This window comes from Streptomyces sp. Q6, from assembly GCF_036967205.1.
In the GTDB taxonomy this organism is placed as follows: Bacteria; Actinomycetota; Actinomycetes; order Streptomycetales; family Streptomycetaceae; genus Streptomyces; species Streptomyces citrinus.
This window is the reverse complement of record NZ_CP146022.1, coordinates 1,521,545-1,537,487: the sequence shown is the minus strand read 5'-3', so window position 1 is coordinate 1,537,487 and position 15,943 is coordinate 1,521,545. Positions and strand designations below refer to the sequence as shown.

Genomic DNA, 15,943 nt, shown 5'->3' with positions numbered 1-15,943 from the left:
CCTAACCGTTCACGAACTTCATGCTGCCCTCGTCGTAGCGCGCACCCGCCACCTCGTCCGCGGCCGCGCCGATCGCGGCGAGGTCGTCCGCCGACAGCTCCAGCGCGGCCGCCGCGACGTTCTCCTCCAGGTACTTCCGGCGGCGCGTGCCGGGGATCGGGACCACGTCGTCGCCCTGGTGGTGCACCCAGGCGAGCGCCAACTGCCCGGCCGTGACGCCCTTGCGGGCCGCGAGCTCCTCCAGGCGGGCGACGATGGCCAGGTTGCGCTCCAGGTTCCCGTCGGCGAAGCGCGGCTGGCTCCGCCGCATGTCACCGTCCTCCAGGGCCTGCGCCGACGTGTACCGGCCGGTGAGGAAGCCCCGGCCGAGCGGCGAGAACGGCACGAGCCCGATACCCAGCTCCCGGCAGACCGGCAGCACGTCGGCCTCCAGATCACGCGTCCACAGCGAGTACTCGCTCTGCAACGCGGCGATCGGATGCACGGCGTGCGCCCTGCGCAGCGTCTCGGGACCGGCCTCCGACAGGCCCAGGTGGCGGACCTTGCCCTCCGCGACCAGCTCGGCCAGCGCGCCCACGGTCTCCTCGACCGGAACGCTCCGGTCGACGCGATGCACGTAGTACAGGTCGATGTGGTCCACGCCGAGCCGGCGCAGCGACGCCTCGCAGGCCCGGCGCACGTACGCCGCGTCGCCACGGATCCGCACCGGTTCGCCGAGCCGGTTGGCGAAGCCGAACTTCGTCGCCACGACGGCCTGTTCGCGCCGGCCGGGAGCGGCGAGGGCGCGCCCGATCAGCTCCTCGTTGTGCCCGGCACCGTAGAAGTCGGACGTGTCGAGGAGCGTGACGCCCAGGTCCAGGGCCCGGTGCAGGGTGCCGATCGACTGCTCGTCGTCGGACGTGCCGTACGCGTGGCTCATGCCCATGCAGCCGAGGCCCTGTGCGGAGACGGTGAGCGCGCCGAGGCGGCGGGTGGGAAGGTCCGTCATGGGTGGCCTCCAAGGGCGGGGAGCGTTCCTGACCCCGCCGACGCTATGACGTGGAGCGCACTCCAGGTCAACTCCGCAGACGGGGGCGAGGCGTCAGGCGTCCGGCCGGGCGTCGCCCGCGGCGAACATGTCGAGCAGCGGCTGCGGCGCCCGGTCGTCGAAGATCATGTCGAGGCCCTCGAAGGACTCCCGTGCCTTCTCCTCGGCGCGCGGGAACATGACCGCCTCGTAGGCCGCCAGCGCCGCCTCGACGTCGTCCGGGTGCTCGGCGAGGCAGCGCCCGAGGTCCGCGCCGTCGGCCATGGCGAGATTGGCGCCCTCGCCGGCGAACGGCGACATGAGGTGCGCCGCGTCGCCCAGCAGGGTCACCCCGGGCACGCGCTCCCAGCGGTGTCCGACGGGCAGCGCGTGGATCAGCCGCGGCACCAGCGGGCCGTCCGCGTCGGTGACGAGCGCGCGCAACTGCGGCGCCCAGCCCGTGAAGTGCTCCAGGAGCGCGGCCTTCGCCCCGTCGGTGTCGGTGAAGTCGATGGCCGCGAGCCCGTCCTCGGGCAGCTCCAGAGCGGTGTACACGTGCACGCTGCCGTCGGTCTCCAGGTGCGCGAGGAATCCCTTGCGCTCCCCGAGGGCGAAGAACATGCCGCCGCCGATCAGCTTCGCGGCCCGCGGATGCCGGTTCGCCACGTCATGGAGGTCGAGCTCGACGAAGGAGATCCCCGTGTACGCGGGCAGGGCGGACGAGAGCAGCGGACGGATCCGCGACCAGGCGCCGTCGGCCCCGATCAGCAGCCCGGTCGTGAAGACGGAGCCGTCGGCGAGCGTCACCTCGTGGCGCCCGTCGCCCAGCGGGCGGGCGGCGGTGACCTTGGTGCCCCAGCGCACGGTGCCGTCGGGGAGCGACCCGAGGAGCAGGTCGCGCAGGTCGCCCCGGTCGATCTCGGGCCGGTCGCCCGCCCCGTCGTCGGCCTCCTCGCGCAGCACGCGCGCGTGCCGGTCGAGTACGCGCATGGCCTCGCCGCCGGGGTGCACCTTGGCGCGGAACGCGTCGTAGAGCTGCGCGGCGTGCAGAGCGGCCTGGCCGCTCTCCTCATGGATGTCGAGCATGCCGCCCTGCGCGCGGGCGTCCGCGGAGGCGTCGAGGTCGAGGACCACGGCGTCGATCCCGTGGACGTGCAGGACGCGGGCGAGCGTCAGCCCGCCGAGGCCGGCGCCGACGACGGTGATGGGGTGGTGGGAGTTCATGTCGATCACTCGCTTCTGTGAGGGTGGGCGGGGGACGGGGTCAGGTCCTCGGTGTGGCTGCGGTGCCGTTGATGACAGCGCGGAAGATCCAGGCGAGCCGCCCTTCGGGGCTTCCGGAGAAGAGGTCGTCGCCGATCGCCGCGATCCGCGGATGGTGCTCGGCGCCGACCCCGCGCAGCGCGGCCACGAGCGCGTCGTGATCCCCTTCGGGCGCGCCGCTGCCACGGGCCGACTGCTCCGCGGCGGTGGCCGTGGCCACCTGCAACAGCACGTCGACGCCCCAGGCCGCCTGCGCGTCGGGCACACCGCCCTCGTGCAGCAGGGCGAGCACGGCCTCGACCAGCGCCAGGTAGTTCCGCCCCGAGGGGCGGGCCACCAGCGCGGAGTGGGCGAGGCTCGGGTGCGTGAAGAGCACGCCGGTGTACGAGGTGAGCACCGCCGCCAGCCGGTCGCGCCAGTCGCCCTGGCCCCGGACGGGGCTCAGGTCGACCGCTCCGAGCAGCTCTTCGAGGATCGCGGCGTGCAGCTCGGCCGTGTTCGCCACGTACACGTAGAGCGAGGCGGGACCGGTGTCGAGCTCCTGGGCCAGCCGCCGCATTGTTACGCGTTGCAGCCCTTCCGACTCCATGAGCCGTACGGCCGTGGCCACGATCCCCTCGTAGGTGAGCGCGGCCTTGGCCGGACGGTCGCGGCGGCTGCGGGGGGTGGGGGTTCGCGAGGTCATGCCTCCACGGTAACGAACATGTTCGTGACGAACAAGTACGTAGCGAACATGTTCGTCGATGGGCGCGCTGGCCCGGCGGCGACGGCTCGTCGGGGCGATCGGTCGGCGGCCGGTCAGTGGCCGGTCAGCGGCAGGTCAGTGGTCAGCCAGTGGCAGGTCAGCGGCCAGTCACTGGCGGGTCGGTGGCGGGTCGGCGGCGGGTCGGCGGCGGGGGTCGGCCCCTGTCGGTCCGCCCGGCCTCAGTTCTGCGCGACGCCGCCGGGGGAGTCCGGGGTCGTCGTGAGCGGCTCCGCGAGGTGGGCGTCCATCGTGGAGTTCAGATCGGCCACGAACGACTCGAACCGGGCCAGGAGGTCCGGCGGGTACTGCGCCATCGCCGCGTCGAGGCGGTGGGCGAGCGGGCCGAAGAACTCGTCCGCCCGTTCCTGGATGTGCGCGCCGCTGCGCAGGGACACGATGCGCCGGTCCGGGTGCTCGCGGGTACGGGTGATGTGGCCCGCCGCTTCGAGGCGGTTCAGGAGGGCGGTCGTGGCGCCCGTCGAGAGGGAGATGCGCTCGCTCAGCCGTGCCGGTGACAGCAGGGTGCCGCGCTCTTCCGCTGCGGCGATCTCCAGTACCGCGGTCGCGTCGGTGGAGTGCAGGCCCAGCCAGGTGGCGAAGCGCCGACCGAGCTCGGCGTAGTGGCCGCCGTAGATCCTCAGCCCTTCCATCAGCCGCTCGCGCTGCGCCGCGACGCCGTCGTGCATCGCTTCGTCCATGGAGGCCCGTCACCCTTCTCCGCTGCCGCGCACCCCGCGTCGGCGACCACTTTGACAACCTACCGTCCTCACTTTACCTTCACCGTGGAATTATTCCATCGTGGAGGTATCAACCATGCGTGACCCGTCCCCCAAGACCGAAGAGGCCGTCGGACCCCAGCGATGGCGGTGGCTGATCCTGGCCGTGATGATCATCGCGGAGCTCATGGACCTCCTGGACGCGTCGATCGTCAACGTCGCCGGACCGGACCTGGAGAAGTCGCTCGGCGCCGGCTCCGTCGGTCTCCAGTGGGTGATCGGCGGCTACGCCCTCACGCTGGGAGCCGGACTCGTGCTCGGCGGGCGGCTCGGCGACCGCTACGGGCGCCGCCGCATGTTCCTGATCGGCCTGACCGCCTTCACCGCCAGTTCCCTGCTCTGCGCGATCGCTCCGAACATCGAGTCGCTGATCGCCTTCCGGCTGGTGCAGGGCATGGCCGGGGCGATGCTGCTGCCCCAGGGGCTCGGCCTGCTGCGGGAGAACTTCTCCGGGCCCGAACTCACCAAGGTCTTCGCGATCTTCGGCCCGGTCCTCGGCCTGGGCGGCATCATCGGCCCGGTCCTCGGCGGCTTCCTCATCGAGGGTGACTTCTTCGGCCTGGGCTGGCGCTCCGTCTTCCTGGTCAACCTGCCCATCGGCCTCGCCGCCCTGGTCATCGCCGCGAAGTTCGTCCCGCGGAAGCCGGGCGACCGCACGGTACGCGTCGACATGAACGGCGCTGCCCTGGTCGTGCTCTCCTGCGCCCTGCTGGTCCTGCCCCTCAATCAGGGGCAGGAGGACGGCTGGCCGCTGTGGACGTGGCTGTGCATGGCCGGCGCCGCGATCGGATTCGGTCTGTTCGCCGTGCAGCAGCGCCGTACCGCCGCCGCGGGCCGGGACCCTCTGGTCACCCCCGGCCTGCTGCGCAAACCCGCCTTCACCGTCGGACTCGGCGGCATCGCCCTGTTCTTCGGCGGCCTGATCGGCACACAGCTCGTCCTCACCCTCTTCCTCCAGATCGGTCAGCACTTCACCGCCGGTGAGGCGGGACTCGGCAACCTGCCGCTCGCCGTCGGCACCGCGATCGGTGGAGCCGTCAGCGGCGCGTTCCTCGCCGACCGGATCGGCCGCCGGGTGCTCCAGATCGGTCCGCTGATCCAGCTGGCCGGAGCGGTCCTGTTGTGGTGCGAACTGGACGGTCTCGACGCCGCCTCGTTCTCGATCTGGGACATCGCCCCCGGCGTCACGGTGGCGGGCATCGGGGCCGGCATGGTGATCGCCGCCCTGTTCGGCTTCATCCTCGCCGCCGTCGACGACGACGAGATCGGCTCCGCCTCCGGAGTGCTGTCGGCCGTGCAGGCGGTCGGCGGATCCATCGGCGTCGCGATCTTCGGATCGGTGTTCTTCGCCCGCGCCGAGACCGGTGACTTCACCGGCGGCTTCCGCCGCGCGCTGATCGTCCAGGCCTGTCTTCTGCTGGCGTTCCTCGCGATCACCTTCCTGCTGCCCGAGCGGGCGCGCCCCGAGGACGAGCAGCACGGCCTCGCCGCCGAGGGCCCCGCCGACACCCGGCACGTCGCCGTGTGACCCCGGGCCCGTCCGCCGGCCGAAGGGCTCGGGCGCGTCCGGAGTGTGACCGAGATCTTTACTTGGCGGATCGTGTTCTGAGATGCAGAGGTCAGGAGCGCGTAGAGAATTCTGTTTGGCGGATCTTGAGAGGCCTACTTGGCGGACCTTGAGATTTCGGCGTTCACTGTGCGTGAGCGTGTGCGCCGCTCTTAGTCGCGGTGGGTCGGTTGGGCGGGCTGGGAGCATCCCGCCCAACGAACTACGCGGATGGGGGTGTGTTTTGCGCGAGGCGGACGCGGTGGCCTTCTGCAGTGTCGCCGAAGTCGCGTTCGTCGTCGTCGCGGAAACGCTTGTAGAACCACTCGGGTACTCGGGTGGTGTCCAGGCGGGTGCGGAGTACGCCGTCCTGCACGTCCCGTGCAACGCTTCGAAGGCGGCGCCATTCGTCGTCAGGGACGGGGCCTGGGCGTCCGCTGTGTAGCTCGGTGTTGACGACCTTGGTGAGTCGGTCGCGTTCGTCAGCCACTTTGCGTTGGCCGGACCAGATTTCGTAAGCGATCTGGTAGACCGCCAGGGATGGGACGAAGAAGCTGAGGAGAGTGTCGCCCAGAGTGGCGTCCGCGACCACCAAGCCGGCGAGAAAGCCGATGGCGGCCCACAGCAACGCAACGGCAGCGATGACGTAGCTATAGCGACGGCGAAGACGAGCGTCCCAGGCGAGGTTCTGTTCCTGAGCAATGAACACGTCGTAGGGGTGGTGGACGTCGTGGGTGGGGTCGTACCAACCGTCAGTGATGCGCTTGTCCTTCGGGCCGCCTCGGGGGAGCTTGCGCGCGAGACGGCGGACGTCGGGTTCGGGGATGGGGTCGCCTGCAACGGTGGCGCGCCACGGCAAGTGGAACAGGGCGACGTCGAACATCTCTTGGAGCAGGGCGCCCTGGCGGGCGGTGCTCCCGGCGAGGCCCTTAAGCAGGAACGCGGAGACGACGAACCAGAAGAACCCGACGATCGAGACGACTGTCCGGCCGTGGCCGGACAGTGTGATCAGGACACCGGCGGCGGCGAGCAGAACGGCGGCGGTGACGCGCACAGCTTCGAGGAGCTGGCCGCGTTGGTGGCTTGCCGACGCGGCGCGCTGGATAAGCAACATGTCGTCGTCGAACTGCCGCTCGTGGATAGCCCGAGGCGGTATCCCGTGAACGCCCCCGGGGTCTGTGGAGAGGTTCATGGCCTGGTCATCCTGTTCCCGAACAGCTTCTTCCACTCGTCGTAGGCAGCGCGCTCCTGGCCCTCGTCCTCCAGGTCGACCGCCCGCTCCGCGATGGCGCGGGCCTGGGTGAGTGCGTTGGCCGCGGCGAGCCTCTGAGTCGCGTTCATGACGGCGTTGACGTCACCGCCCAGGCCAGCGGGGTCAGGCCACTCGTCGCCGATGCGTTCGGCGGCGGTGGCCAAGAACAGCACGATCTCGTCCTGGTAGCGCCCTATCGGCGGTTTCACCAGCGACTGGGCCATGACCTCCAGCAGGAAGGAGGGCGACACGGGCTCACCGAGTTCGCGGTTGATGCCCTTGACCATCTTGACGAAGGGCACGTACTTGCCGTCGCAGTCGGCGTTCTTGGCGATGCTCAGCTCGTGGTGGCGCTTGGGGTTGGTCGCGATCCAGTCGCCTGCCGAGGGATTGGGGATGTAGTAGCCGCCCTCGCCTCGCTTGAAGGCGGGGACCACGTCGATCGACATGACCTCGTCGTCGGGGCCGTAGGGGATGACGACGGCCATGCCGTCGCGGGCGGCAGCGCTCCACTTCTGACGGAGCAGGGTCTCCAGGGCGTTGATCACTTGGATGGGCGCCTGATCGCGGAAGTCGGCCTGGGAGCCGTTGGCGTCGAGGACCACGAAGATATCGATGTCCTTGAGCTTCTTCGTCTTGGTGTCGCGCCGGTAGCTGCCGGTGAGGAAATCGTCGGCGAGGTCCCAGTGCGACCGGACGAAATCGCGGATGGCCTCGTGCCGTGCCTTCGCCAGGTTCTGCTCGGTCTGGGTGATCTCCAGGTTGTGCTTGAGCTTGGTGAAGGCGTCGTCGATGTATCCCATAGCGGTGTCTTCCTGCTCGTGGCCTCAGGTGTGGTAGTACCGCATGCCGGTCGAGGCGTGTGGGGCGGAGCCGAGGGTGCCGAAGGTGATGCCGCGCAGGCCGTCGGTGCTCGACCGCTGGCCGGGGCCCCAACCCGGTTGCGGGGTGCGGGGCCCGTTGAAGGTGCAGAACAGCCGGTAGGTGGTGCCCGCGGGCACCTGGTCGAACTTGGCCCGGAACCGGGCGGCTCGGGCACGAGAGGCGGTGAACTCGGCGTTGCCGTCGCCGGCGGTGGTGTAGGAGACCGGGAACTCGATCACCGGCGCCACGGCGCCCGAGGACTGGTGGCACTCGAGGACGACCGTGTCGAGTGAGCCCTCCTCGATCCACGCCTTGATCGCGTTCTCGTTCTGCACCCAGTCGCGATGCAGCCGGTCCATGTTGATCCCCAGGTCGGCGAGGATGTCGGTGATGGTGCCGAGGATGACGTCGGTCAGGTGCGTGGCGGTGTGGGTCCGGGTGTAGCTGTAGGTATAGGTGGAGGTCATCGCTGGGTCACCGCCCGACGCAGAGCCTCACGGTCGATCAGCGGACCGGAGCTGGCCGCCTTCGTCTCCGGAGCGGGCGGGACAGCGTCGGACAACCGGGCGTGACCATCGACGGCTGCCTTCACCTGCTCCTGGAGCGGGGTCGGGGACGGCAGGTGGATCGTGAAATCGTCGGCGCCCGCCGCGCCGGGGACCGGGTTGAGGTTCTCCTCCAACGTCAGCGCCGCCGTGCCGGACACCGTCGTGATCTCGCAGTGCACCTTGCCGGCCACCAGGGTGATCGGGTGCTGCTGCAGGTGCCCTGCCGCGATCAGCATCCGCCCGATTGCCTCGGCGGCCGACATCGCCTGCACCGCCTCGTCGCGGGACAGCGCGGAGGACTGCGCCACGGTATCCGCCACGAGGTCCGAGATCACCGCCCAGGTTCCGCTGGCGCTGCGCGTGGGGGAGGCCGCCACCTGCCTAGCGCGCCGCACGGGACACCTCCGGCTGGCCCGTTTCCGCGACGGCGTTGTGCACCGCGGCGGCCAGGTCGCCTTCGGTCAGGCTGCCGGGGTCCAGCACCGTGTCCAGCCGCTGAGCCAGGGCTTCGAAGACCACCTTGCGCGTACGGCGGCCGTCCAGTCCGTGAGCCGCCTCGGCGATGCGGTCCACCACCGAGGAGCGCGCAAGCTCGCCCAAGGCGGGGTACTTGTCGGCCAGCATCAGCAGCGTGGAGGCCAGGATCTTCCGCAGTGCCTCCGGCTCGGGAAGCGGGACGAGGATGGCGGCGTCGGAGCGGGAGAGGAACGCCTCGTCCAGAGCGGTGGTGAAGTTGCTGGTCGCGACGAAGAACAGGTGCGGGTGCTCGGCGGCGTTGAGATCCAAGGCAGTGAGCACCGCGTCCGTGGCGCGGTGGACGTCGGCCGGGTTGGCGGCCAGCGACGCCGCCGAGCGGGCCACAGCCATCGACTCGACCTCGTCGAGAATCACCACGGTCGGCACGCCATCCGACGCGAGGCCCGGAACGTACTCGCCGAGCAGCTCGCTGACCCGCTGCTGCGACTGCCCGTGCTCGGCGCTCATTAGCCCGTGCGGGTTGATCTCGATCCGTCGAACCGCGCCTCCACCGACGTAGCGGGCGACCTGCGCCGGCAGACCCCGCGCCAGGGTCGTCTTGCCGGTACCAGGAGGACCGTAGAGCGTGCACAGGCCGTGCAGCGCCGTCACCGCAAACGGCAGGTCAGGCCGCACAAGCAGCGACAACACGGTTTGGTTGCGCAACCGCTCCTTGATCCCCTCCGGCACCACGATGGCGTCCCACAAGGTGGTCTCCGCCGAGTCGGCGGTGATCACCTCGTTGGACAGCACGCACTCCTGAACTCTCAGCACCTCAGCTCCGTCCCCCCACCGCTGGCGGGTCACCTCAGATTTGAACATCATCTTCCGTGCGATAGGTAGAGTACATGACGGGGCGGGGATGCAACTCGACACACTTTCCTCGGGTGCGTCCGGCCGGAGCTGAGCGATTTGACCGACCGGTAACCAAGGTGTGCCTAAGATGCGAGCGGAGTACTCAAGATCGAGAAGCGTCCGCTGATCAGCGGACGTCGACTGGCCGGGAGGCGAGCGACGTGAACGACCCACAACTGGACCCCGGCGACATCGCCGCCCTGTTCGATCGTGCCCGGCTGCGAATGGCACGCGAACTGCGGGGGCTCACCCAGGTGCAACTGGCCAGAGAGGTGGGCTCCGTCACCGCAGCCTCGATTAGCCAGTTCGAGAACGGACACACCAAGCCCGCCACATCGACGCTTCGCCGGCTCGCGGTCGCGTTGCGGGTTCCGACGTCGTTCTTCGCCGCTCCGGCTCGTCCCCCCGCCCAAGAGCAGGTCAACGGCTTCTTCCGCAGTCTTCGATCCACCTCTCCTCGAGACCGCCAACAAGCTCTCGCCTACGTACACCTCGCGCGGGAATTCACGCTTGAGCTCGAAAAGCACGTTGCGTTGCCCGAACTCAATCTGCCGCGCGTGCCAATCGAAGAAGGGCAGCCTCTCCGGTCCGCTGATATCGAACAAGCGGCTGCCCAGGTCCGTAGCCACTGGAAAGTCCCACGCGGTCCGGTCCAAGACGTTGTGCGACTGCTGGAAATCAACGGGATTATTGTTGTCCGCTTCCGCGTTGGCATCGAAAAGGTCGATGCATTCTGCGTTGACTTCTCCGACAGGCCCGTGGTTGCTCTTGGGGCCGACAAGGGACTGCGCGACCGTTCCCGTTTCGATGCGGCCCACGAGCTAGGCCATCTGGTCTTGCATGGTGTCACTGGAAAAATTGGCGACAAGGCTACTGAGAGTCAAGCCCACGAGTTCGCCGCTGCGTTCCTAATGCCTGCCAGCGACATCAAATCAGAACTTCCGGACCGGCTCGACTGGCCCGCACTTCTTCGCTTGAAGGCGAAATGGCACGTCTCGCTAGCTGCTCTCCTCGTCCGAGCAAAAACACTGGGCGTCATGAGCGAAAACACCTACGCGCAAGGATGGAAAGCGTTGTCCGTCCGAGGGTGGAGGAAAGTAGAGCCAGGTTCTCTAGGTAATCCAGAAACTCCGGTCCTCTTGCGTCGGGCACTGGAGCTCACGGAAAAAACTGGTGTCACATCCGGCGATTTCATCAACCGTTCCGGCCTTCCAGAATCCGACATTCGAACCCTGCTTGGTCGGGATATCATCGAACGTCCTCGCGTGGAGTTCTGATCTATCTCAGTCAGTCACTTCAACGCCTGAGTCGATGTCCCGGGCAAGCTGTTGGGCGTATTCGGAAAGAATTCGACGCATTTCAGCATAGTGGCCCATGGGGTCAGGACGAGTGAACTGGAACCAGGTTGTGTTGCGACGCCGAGCCCATTGCTGGCGGACTTCGGGAGGTTGTGCGGCTTCGAGTGGCCGCGGAGCGAAGAGGTGCTCGCCCTGTGTGATGAGCGTCCATACGTAGACAGAAGCCGTTTGACGTTTCCGATCACCGAAGTCGATCTGGGTGACATGAGGGGACCGAGGAAGGTGCCGAATCAGAGCATTCCAGGTGTCGGGGCTGATTGCCCATTCGTGGAGTGCTTGTCGCCTGCGCCGGTAGTCAATTGGCGGTTTGCGTGGTGACTGCAGTTCCGAAGTGAGAGCGCGGAGAGCCCTATCGAAATCAATAGGGTTGCAGCCACTACTCAGTGGCCACCTAGTGTCGCGTCCGCGGAGCACGTATCTCTGAATGGGAGGGATCCCGAGAAATTCTGCGGCGGCCTGGTCGGATCCCCCCATGACTTGTTGGACGAGTCGGATGGCGGCGGTCCTCCGCGCAGTCTTGGATCGCGAGCCCGCGCAACTGGCCAGGTGGCGCTGGTGCCAGTCCGGCTCCAGGAATGCTGGGATGTGTTCGGGCTGGTAGCCGGTTTGGAGGTGGGTGCCCTTTCTTAGGAATACTCGGGTTACGGGGTCGGCGGCCTGGCGAAGTCGTTCGGAGCAGTCGCCCTTGTGTCGGTCGTAGACAACTACCCATGACGTGCGGCTGCGAGGTTGGTTGGAGGCATTATTCGCGGCGCGTGTGAAGTCTGACAGGAGGTCAGGAAGGTCGCGCCTTGAAAGCATCTGGTCTGCGGCCATCAGTAGAGCTCCGCAGGTAGCGGAATCACGTGGGGGTGTGTCGCGGAACCATTGATGGTAGCGCTTTCCGCCCTCGCCGCCCTGCAGGTTCTGCGAATAGGAGTGGATTTGCCTAGCGGTTTCGGCGTCGAAGAGTTTAGAGCCATGAGGCCAGGTTGCACTGATCAGCGCGGCGGCCAGCCGGAGATCGGTGAAATATTTGGACGCGTCCTTGGCTGAAGTCGATGGTGTCAGGCGGGAAATGAGGGACTGCTGGAAACGGAGAATTTCGGCATCTGGTTTTGGCCGGCCAACGTGAGCAAAGGCGGAGCTGTCGTCCAGTCGGCCGGCGCAGGCGTAGGATTTTCTCTTCTGCGTCTGGGTGCCGACCGTCCACCGGCATTGCGCTGGATGAAGAGTGTGGTCGTTGACCCGCTGAAGCAGCAGCCCTGGTCTTTCGTGTGGCTGGCCGCAGTGGGGACATTCACCTTCCAGGTAGGTCTGATGCTCGACGCAGGCGAACACGATGGGCAGATGCCAGAGTTTGCGCCAGGGCCCACCGTGCAGTCGCTGGGCTGGGGAACCGTCGCCCGCCAAACAGGAGGGGCAGAATCGTGGAGAGCCGAAGTAGAGCCATTCGTCTGGCATCGTCCTTATCGGGTGGGTCATCGACCGGGAGATCGGCGGATATCGATCTCGCCACTGCGTCAACGTCAGTGCCGAGACTTCCTCGGCCGTCTGTTTCGTCAGCTGGGCGAATGCTTGGGCCTGGGGCGTCGGTAGGTCCAGCAGCAAACTGAAGGGGATAGTGTGACTGGCCCAGCCTGCTGCACGTGTCGCACGGATCAGGTGCAGGGGCGAGAGACCGAGCCGGTGTCCGAGTCGAAGTAGGTAGCTGACCAGGGATTCTCCCGCCACGGGGTCAAGACTCCGGGGCAGCGGAGGCATCTTCGCTTCATTCCTCATGAGCCCGTTTGTGTGGCAGCCGGGCCTTGGTCGTCGAAGACGGTGTTTCGGGGCCGCTTCGTGCGCTTGCGCTGGGTCTTCTTGCCAGCAGTCTGTGGGTTGGCCGGGATGACGGGCGAATCCGGCGGCTGCTCGGGCTCTTCGCGCCGGATCACGATCTCGTCCAGCAGGTTTTCGTCGATCGCTTCCTTTCCAGACATCATGGCCTCTTGGGTGCCGTCCTCGAGGAGGCGTCCCAGCAGACCGACGATGCCACCGGTGCGGCGCATCAGGTACTCCGGCATGGTGCCGCCGGTGAGCATCCCCACCTTGGCGTTCTGCAGCCGCAGGTGCCGCTCGATGCCCGCCAGGTGATTGACGAAAACGTGGATCTGACGCGGGGTGGTATACCGGAAGCGGTCGAGTTCGACGAGTTCGAAGCGGTGCTCGGTCTGGGTGATCTCCAAGCCGTGGATGCGGGTCGACTCCAGCGGAGGCATGTTCCACTGCCGGGTCTTCTTGTTCCATGTGGCCTCGCGCAGCAGCCCGAGGCTGGGGATGTTGACGCCGGCCAGGATCAGAGTGACGTCCAGGCTCATAAAGGCCCGCACCAGGTCGAGGACGTCTTGGTCGTCAGCCCGGTGCAGCCGCAATCGGTTGATATCGTCAAGAATTAGCGCTTTGACGCCATGGCCGTAGAGGGAATCGGCGACCTGCCGTACCAGTTCCGGCAGCGTGGCCGCCGGGCGGATCGGGGCACGGAAGAAGTTCAGGATCGATGCGCAAAGGCTCTTCGGGGTCGCTGTCACCGGGGTCGAGACGTAGACGACCGGCGCGTGGAGGTCACGTGTTCCCGGCAGAGCCCCGGGGTTGAGATGGCTATGCAGTTCCAGCCACTGGTCTTCGAAGGCTGCCCCGGCCGCGCAGACAGACGCGGTCTTGCCGTAGCTGCCCAAGCCGCTGACCATGACGCCGGCGCGTGTCGGGTCGTCCTTCTTCCTCGTGTTGCCGCTCAGACGGCGCCGGATGAGTCTGCCGACTTTGGCGTGCATGGGGGTGTCCTGCAGCGGCAGGTTCGCGTTCGTCAGCTCCCGGTAGAGGTCGTAGTCGTACTGGCGGCTCTTGGGAAGCATTGACCACTGCCGCGGCGAGATCACCGGAGCGGGGACGAGCGAGCCGAAGTGGGTGCGGTAATACTGCCAGCCGACGTAGGTCTCGCGAGGCGGGGTGCTGCTCAGGATCAACTCGGCGATCCTGCCTCGGGAAGGCAGACCCTCCAGCAGATCGTGGTGAGAGGGGACTCGCGTCATGCGTCCTCCTGCCGGAAAGTCGTGTCGGTTTCTGGGTCGTCAGGGGGCGGAAGCCGAAACATGGGACGCCGGTTCAGCGCCTCACGCAGCGTTTCCGGGGCGACGGGCCTGGTGCCGGCTAGGGCCTCTTCTCGCCGTCGGCGGCGGTCGGCGTCGACCGCGCGGTCGATCGTGCGGGCGTGCTCGGCCCAGGCCGCAGGCATCTCGGCCGGAGCTGGCTCGGGCGCGGGGGCCGCTGTGGCGGGGCGGTCAGCGGCCGCAGCCTGTGCGCGCGCGATCTCGCGGGCTTGGGCAACGCGCTGCTTCTTCCCGGCCTTCTTCTTGGCCTGGCTGGGCCATTGGTCGACGGGGGTGACCGAACCGAGGATCCCCAGTAGATGCTCCAGGAGCTCGCTCTCGGAGTGGATCCTGATGTTGTTCGCCTTCACCTGTGCTAGGAGGGCGTCGGCGGTTTTGTCCGAGAAGGCGGGGATCTCGCCTTCGAGAGGCAGTCCTCGCCAGCGCAGGATGTGCCATGTCTCGTGGTCGGCAGGCTCCTGGAAGAACACTTGACGGCGGTCCCTGCGGTCACTGCGGACTACCCACTGGCCCGCGTGTTTGCCGCCTCGGGCGGAGGGCTGCTGGAAGCGCGGCTCGTCGAGGACCGGGTGGTGATACCAGAGCCCGAGGATCTTCACTCCGCGTCGCGGATGGATCTTCACGTGGTGCTTGCGCAGGACTTTGTAGTAGATGCTCGGTTCTGGGAAGTCCAGGTCGAAGCCGCCCTGTTCCATCGCCGCCGCGAAGATTGTGTTGGGGCTGTGGTCCTCACCCGGCGCCCAGCTCGGGGCGTATTCACCTAGTAGGACTTTGTTAGGTGACTGGTCAGGTTCAGGGCTTGGTAGTTCGCTGGGGGTATGACTCCGGAGGAGCTTGCCGGGTGCCGTGACCGGCTGGAGGATTTTGCGGCGGAGGTGTTCGCGCCGTTGGTGCGGTCGGACCAGCGGGCCAAGGGCGGACTGTATCTGCGGGGCCTGCTCCTGGACGGCCGGCGCAAGTCGATGCAGCCGATGGCCCGCCGACTCGGCGTCGATCATCAACGGCTGCAGCAGTTCGTCACCTCGTCGACCTGGCCCGCCAACGCGGTCCAGCAGCGGCTGGCCCGCCGTGCGATGGCGGTGGTCCGGCCGGAGGTGTGGGTGGTGGACGACACCGGTTTCCCCAAGGACGGTGACCTGTCGCCCGCGGTCGCCGCGCAGTACTGCCCGCCGCTGGGCAAGACCGCCAACTGCCAGGTGGCAGTGAGCGTGCACGCGGCCACCGACCGCGCATCCTGCCCGCTGGCCTGGCGGCTGTTCCTGCCCGGGAGCTGGGACGGGCCTGATGCCGCCCGGCAGCGCCGGCACTGCCGCATCCCGACAGACGTGCATCACCGGCCCAAGTGGCAGCTGGCCTTCGACATGCTCGACGAGCTGGCCGGGCTCGGCCTGCGGCCCGCGGTGGTGGCCGCCGACGCCGGATACGGCAACAACGCCTCCTTCCGCAGGGGGCTGGAGGAGCGACAGCTGGCCTATGTGCTGCAGGTCAAGGGCGAGTTGACGGCCTACCCGGCAGATATCGAGCCGGTCACCCCGCCCTACAGCGGACTGGGCCCGCGCCCGCTTGCCCGCTACCGGACCCGCCCGGTCAGCCTGCGCGAGCACGTCCGGGCCGCGGACCCCGGCCAGGCCGTCACCGTCGGCTGGCGACGCGGCTCGCGGGGCCGGATGCGGGCCCGGTTCGTGTTCCTGCGGGTCCGTCCGGCCGGTCGTCGTCCCCGGCCCGCCGACGATGGCACCATCGCTCTGCGCTGGCTGATCGCCCAGTGGCCCAAAGGCGCCGACGAGCCGGTCAGGTACTGGCTCTCCAACCTGCCCGCCGATCTGCCACCCCGGGTCCTGGTCCGCCTCGCCAAGACCCGCTGGCGCATCGAGCACGACTACCGCGAGCTGAAGACCGCCCTCGGTCTCGACCACTTCGAGGGCCGGTCCTGGGACGGCTGGCACCGCCACACCACCCTGGTGACCGCGGCCCACCTCTTCCTCACCGAACAGCGCACCGACCCAAAAGCCCCTGCCGGGGCCTGACCCTCTACCAGGCCCTCGCACAACTCCAGCAGACGCTCGCCACCTGGTCAGGACACTGC

Annotated in this window: 15 protein-coding genes; 3 read left to right on the top strand and 12 right to left on the bottom strand. The window is 68.0% G+C overall.

Annotated elements, in window-relative coordinates:
* Nucleotide 1: 1 nt before the first annotated feature.
* The 4 genes from V2W30_RS07275 to V2W30_RS07260 form a co-directional block, all read right to left on the bottom strand.
* Nucleotides 2-988, bottom strand: a complete 987-nt coding sequence (locus tag V2W30_RS07275; protein WP_338694596.1) for an aldo/keto reductase — start codon at nucleotides 986-988, stop codon at nucleotides 2-4.
* A 93-nt stretch (nucleotides 989-1,081) separates the two neighbouring features.
* Entirely contained in the window at nucleotides 1,082-2,230 is a 1,149-nt protein-coding gene (locus V2W30_RS07270; RefSeq protein ID WP_338694595.1) for an NAD(P)/FAD-dependent oxidoreductase, read from the bottom strand.
* 40 nt (nucleotides 2,231-2,270) lie between these two features.
* Nucleotides 2,271-2,954 carry a TetR/AcrR family transcriptional regulator gene (locus tag V2W30_RS07265; RefSeq protein ID WP_338694594.1) on the bottom strand — a complete coding sequence of 228 codons (684 nt, stop codon included), beginning with the start codon at nucleotides 2,952-2,954 and terminating at the stop codon, nucleotides 2,271-2,273.
* 239 nt (nucleotides 2,955-3,193) lie between these two features.
* A complete protein-coding gene (locus tag V2W30_RS07260) occupies nucleotides 3,194-3,712 on the bottom strand; it encodes a MarR family winged helix-turn-helix transcriptional regulator (protein ID WP_338694593.1) in 519 nt (172 codons plus the stop codon).
* A gap of 115 nt (nucleotides 3,713-3,827) precedes the next feature.
* On the opposite strand from V2W30_RS07260, the gene V2W30_RS07255 reads away from it, so the two are divergent.
* Nucleotides 3,828-5,318 (top strand): MFS transporter, encoded by a 1,491-nt coding sequence (locus V2W30_RS07255; RefSeq protein ID WP_338694592.1) that lies wholly within the window; start codon nucleotides 3,828-3,830, stop codon nucleotides 5,316-5,318.
* Nucleotides 5,319-5,559: 241 nt separating this feature from the next.
* Here V2W30_RS07255 and V2W30_RS07250 read toward each other — a convergent pair whose 3' ends face one another.
* The 5 genes from V2W30_RS07250 to V2W30_RS07230 are packed head-to-tail and all read right to left on the bottom strand — an operon-like array spanning nucleotide 5,560 to nucleotide 9,269.
* Nucleotides 5,560-6,528, bottom strand: coding sequence for an S-4TM family putative pore-forming effector (locus V2W30_RS07250; protein ID WP_338694591.1), 969 nt, complete (start codon nucleotides 6,526-6,528; stop codon nucleotides 5,560-5,562).
* Nucleotides 6,525-7,391 carry a CBASS oligonucleotide cyclase gene (locus V2W30_RS07245; protein ID WP_338694590.1) on the bottom strand — a complete coding sequence of 289 codons (867 nt, stop codon included), beginning with the start codon at nucleotides 7,389-7,391 and terminating at the stop codon, nucleotides 6,525-6,527. The genes V2W30_RS07250 and V2W30_RS07245 overlap by 4 nt, the downstream gene beginning before the upstream one ends.
* 24 nt (nucleotides 7,392-7,415) lie before the next feature.
* Nucleotides 7,416-7,919: a hypothetical protein gene (locus tag V2W30_RS07240; RefSeq protein WP_226729864.1), complete on the bottom strand. Its 504-nt coding sequence runs from the start codon at nucleotides 7,917-7,919 to the stop codon at nucleotides 7,416-7,418.
* Nucleotides 7,916-8,377 (bottom strand): hypothetical protein, encoded by a 462-nt coding sequence (locus tag V2W30_RS07235; protein ID WP_338694589.1) that lies wholly within the window; start codon nucleotides 8,375-8,377, stop codon nucleotides 7,916-7,918. Before V2W30_RS07235 ends, V2W30_RS07240 begins: the two co-directional genes overlap by 4 nt.
* 4 nt (nucleotides 8,378-8,381) lie before the next feature.
* Nucleotides 8,382-9,269, bottom strand: coding sequence for an AAA family ATPase (locus tag V2W30_RS07230; protein ID WP_338694588.1), 888 nt, complete (start codon nucleotides 9,267-9,269; stop codon nucleotides 8,382-8,384).
* A gap of 263 nt (nucleotides 9,270-9,532) precedes the next feature.
* Between V2W30_RS07230 and V2W30_RS07225 the strand changes: the two genes are divergently transcribed.
* On the top strand, nucleotides 9,533-10,648 hold the full coding sequence (locus V2W30_RS07225) for an XRE family transcriptional regulator (RefSeq protein ID WP_338694587.1): 1,116 nt from the start codon (nucleotides 9,533-9,535) through the stop codon (nucleotides 10,646-10,648).
* A gap of 6 nt (nucleotides 10,649-10,654) precedes the next feature.
* Here V2W30_RS07225 and V2W30_RS07220 read toward each other — a convergent pair whose 3' ends face one another.
* Genes V2W30_RS07220 through V2W30_RS07210 form a run of 3 tightly spaced genes read right to left on the bottom strand, consistent with a single transcriptional unit; the run spans nucleotide 10,655 to nucleotide 14,552 of the window.
* Entirely contained in the window at nucleotides 10,655-12,472 is a 1,818-nt protein-coding gene (locus V2W30_RS07220; protein ID WP_338703517.1) for a TniQ family protein, read from the bottom strand.
* Between the two features lie 14 nt (nucleotides 12,473-12,486).
* A complete protein-coding gene (locus V2W30_RS07215) occupies nucleotides 12,487-13,779 on the bottom strand; it encodes a TniB family NTP-binding protein (protein ID WP_338694586.1) in 1,293 nt (430 codons plus the stop codon).
* On the bottom strand, nucleotides 13,776-14,552 hold the full coding sequence (locus tag V2W30_RS07210) for a hypothetical protein (protein ID WP_338694585.1): 777 nt from the start codon (nucleotides 14,550-14,552) through the stop codon (nucleotides 13,776-13,778). Before V2W30_RS07210 ends, V2W30_RS07215 begins: the two co-directional genes overlap by 4 nt.
* A 123-nt stretch (nucleotides 14,553-14,675) precedes the next feature.
* Here V2W30_RS07210 and V2W30_RS07205 point away from each other — a divergent pair, with 123 nt between their 5' ends.
* The gene (locus tag V2W30_RS07205; protein WP_338694584.1) at nucleotides 14,676-15,884 is read left to right on the top strand and encodes an IS701 family transposase; all 1,209 of its coding nucleotides are present in this window, start codon (nucleotides 14,676-14,678) and stop codon (nucleotides 15,882-15,884) included.
* The last annotated feature ends 59 nt before the right edge of the window (nucleotides 15,885-15,943 follow it).

Coding starts and splice junctions, on each gene's coding strand:
- V2W30_RS07275 (WP_338694596.1), bottom strand. CDS start 988: ATGACGGACCTTCCCACCCGCCGCCTCGGCGCGCTCACCGTCTCCGCA.
- V2W30_RS07270 (WP_338694595.1), bottom strand. CDS start 2,230: ATGAACTCCCACCACCCCATCACCGTCGTCGGCGCCGGCCTCGGCGGG.
- V2W30_RS07265 (WP_338694594.1), bottom strand. CDS start 2,954: ATGACCTCGCGAACCCCCACCCCCCGCAGCCGCCGCGACCGTCCGGCC.
- V2W30_RS07260 (WP_338694593.1), bottom strand. CDS start 3,712: ATGGACGAAGCGATGCACGACGGCGTCGCGGCGCAGCGCGAGCGGCTG.
- V2W30_RS07255 (WP_338694592.1), top strand. CDS start 3,828: ATGCGTGACCCGTCCCCCAAGACCGAAGAGGCCGTCGGACCCCAGCGA.
- V2W30_RS07250 (WP_338694591.1), bottom strand. CDS start 6,528: ATGAACCTCTCCACAGACCCCGGGGGCGTTCACGGGATACCGCCTCGG.
- V2W30_RS07245 (WP_338694590.1), bottom strand. CDS start 7,391: ATGGGATACATCGACGACGCCTTCACCAAGCTCAAGCACAACCTGGAG.
- V2W30_RS07240 (WP_226729864.1), bottom strand. CDS start 7,919: ATGACCTCCACCTATACCTACAGCTACACCCGGACCCACACCGCCACG.
- V2W30_RS07220 (WP_338703517.1), bottom strand. CDS start 12,472: ATGCCTCCGCTGCCCCGGAGTCTTGACCCCGTGGCGGGAGAATCCCTG.
- V2W30_RS07215 (WP_338694586.1), bottom strand. CDS start 13,779: ATGACGCGAGTCCCCTCTCACCACGATCTGCTGGAGGGTCTGCCTTCC.
- V2W30_RS07210 (WP_338694585.1), bottom strand. CDS start 14,552: ATGGAACAGGGCGGCTTCGACCTGGACTTCCCAGAACCGAGCATCTAC.
- V2W30_RS07205 (WP_338694584.1), top strand. CDS start 14,676: ATGACTCCGGAGGAGCTTGCCGGGTGCCGTGACCGGCTGGAGGATTTT.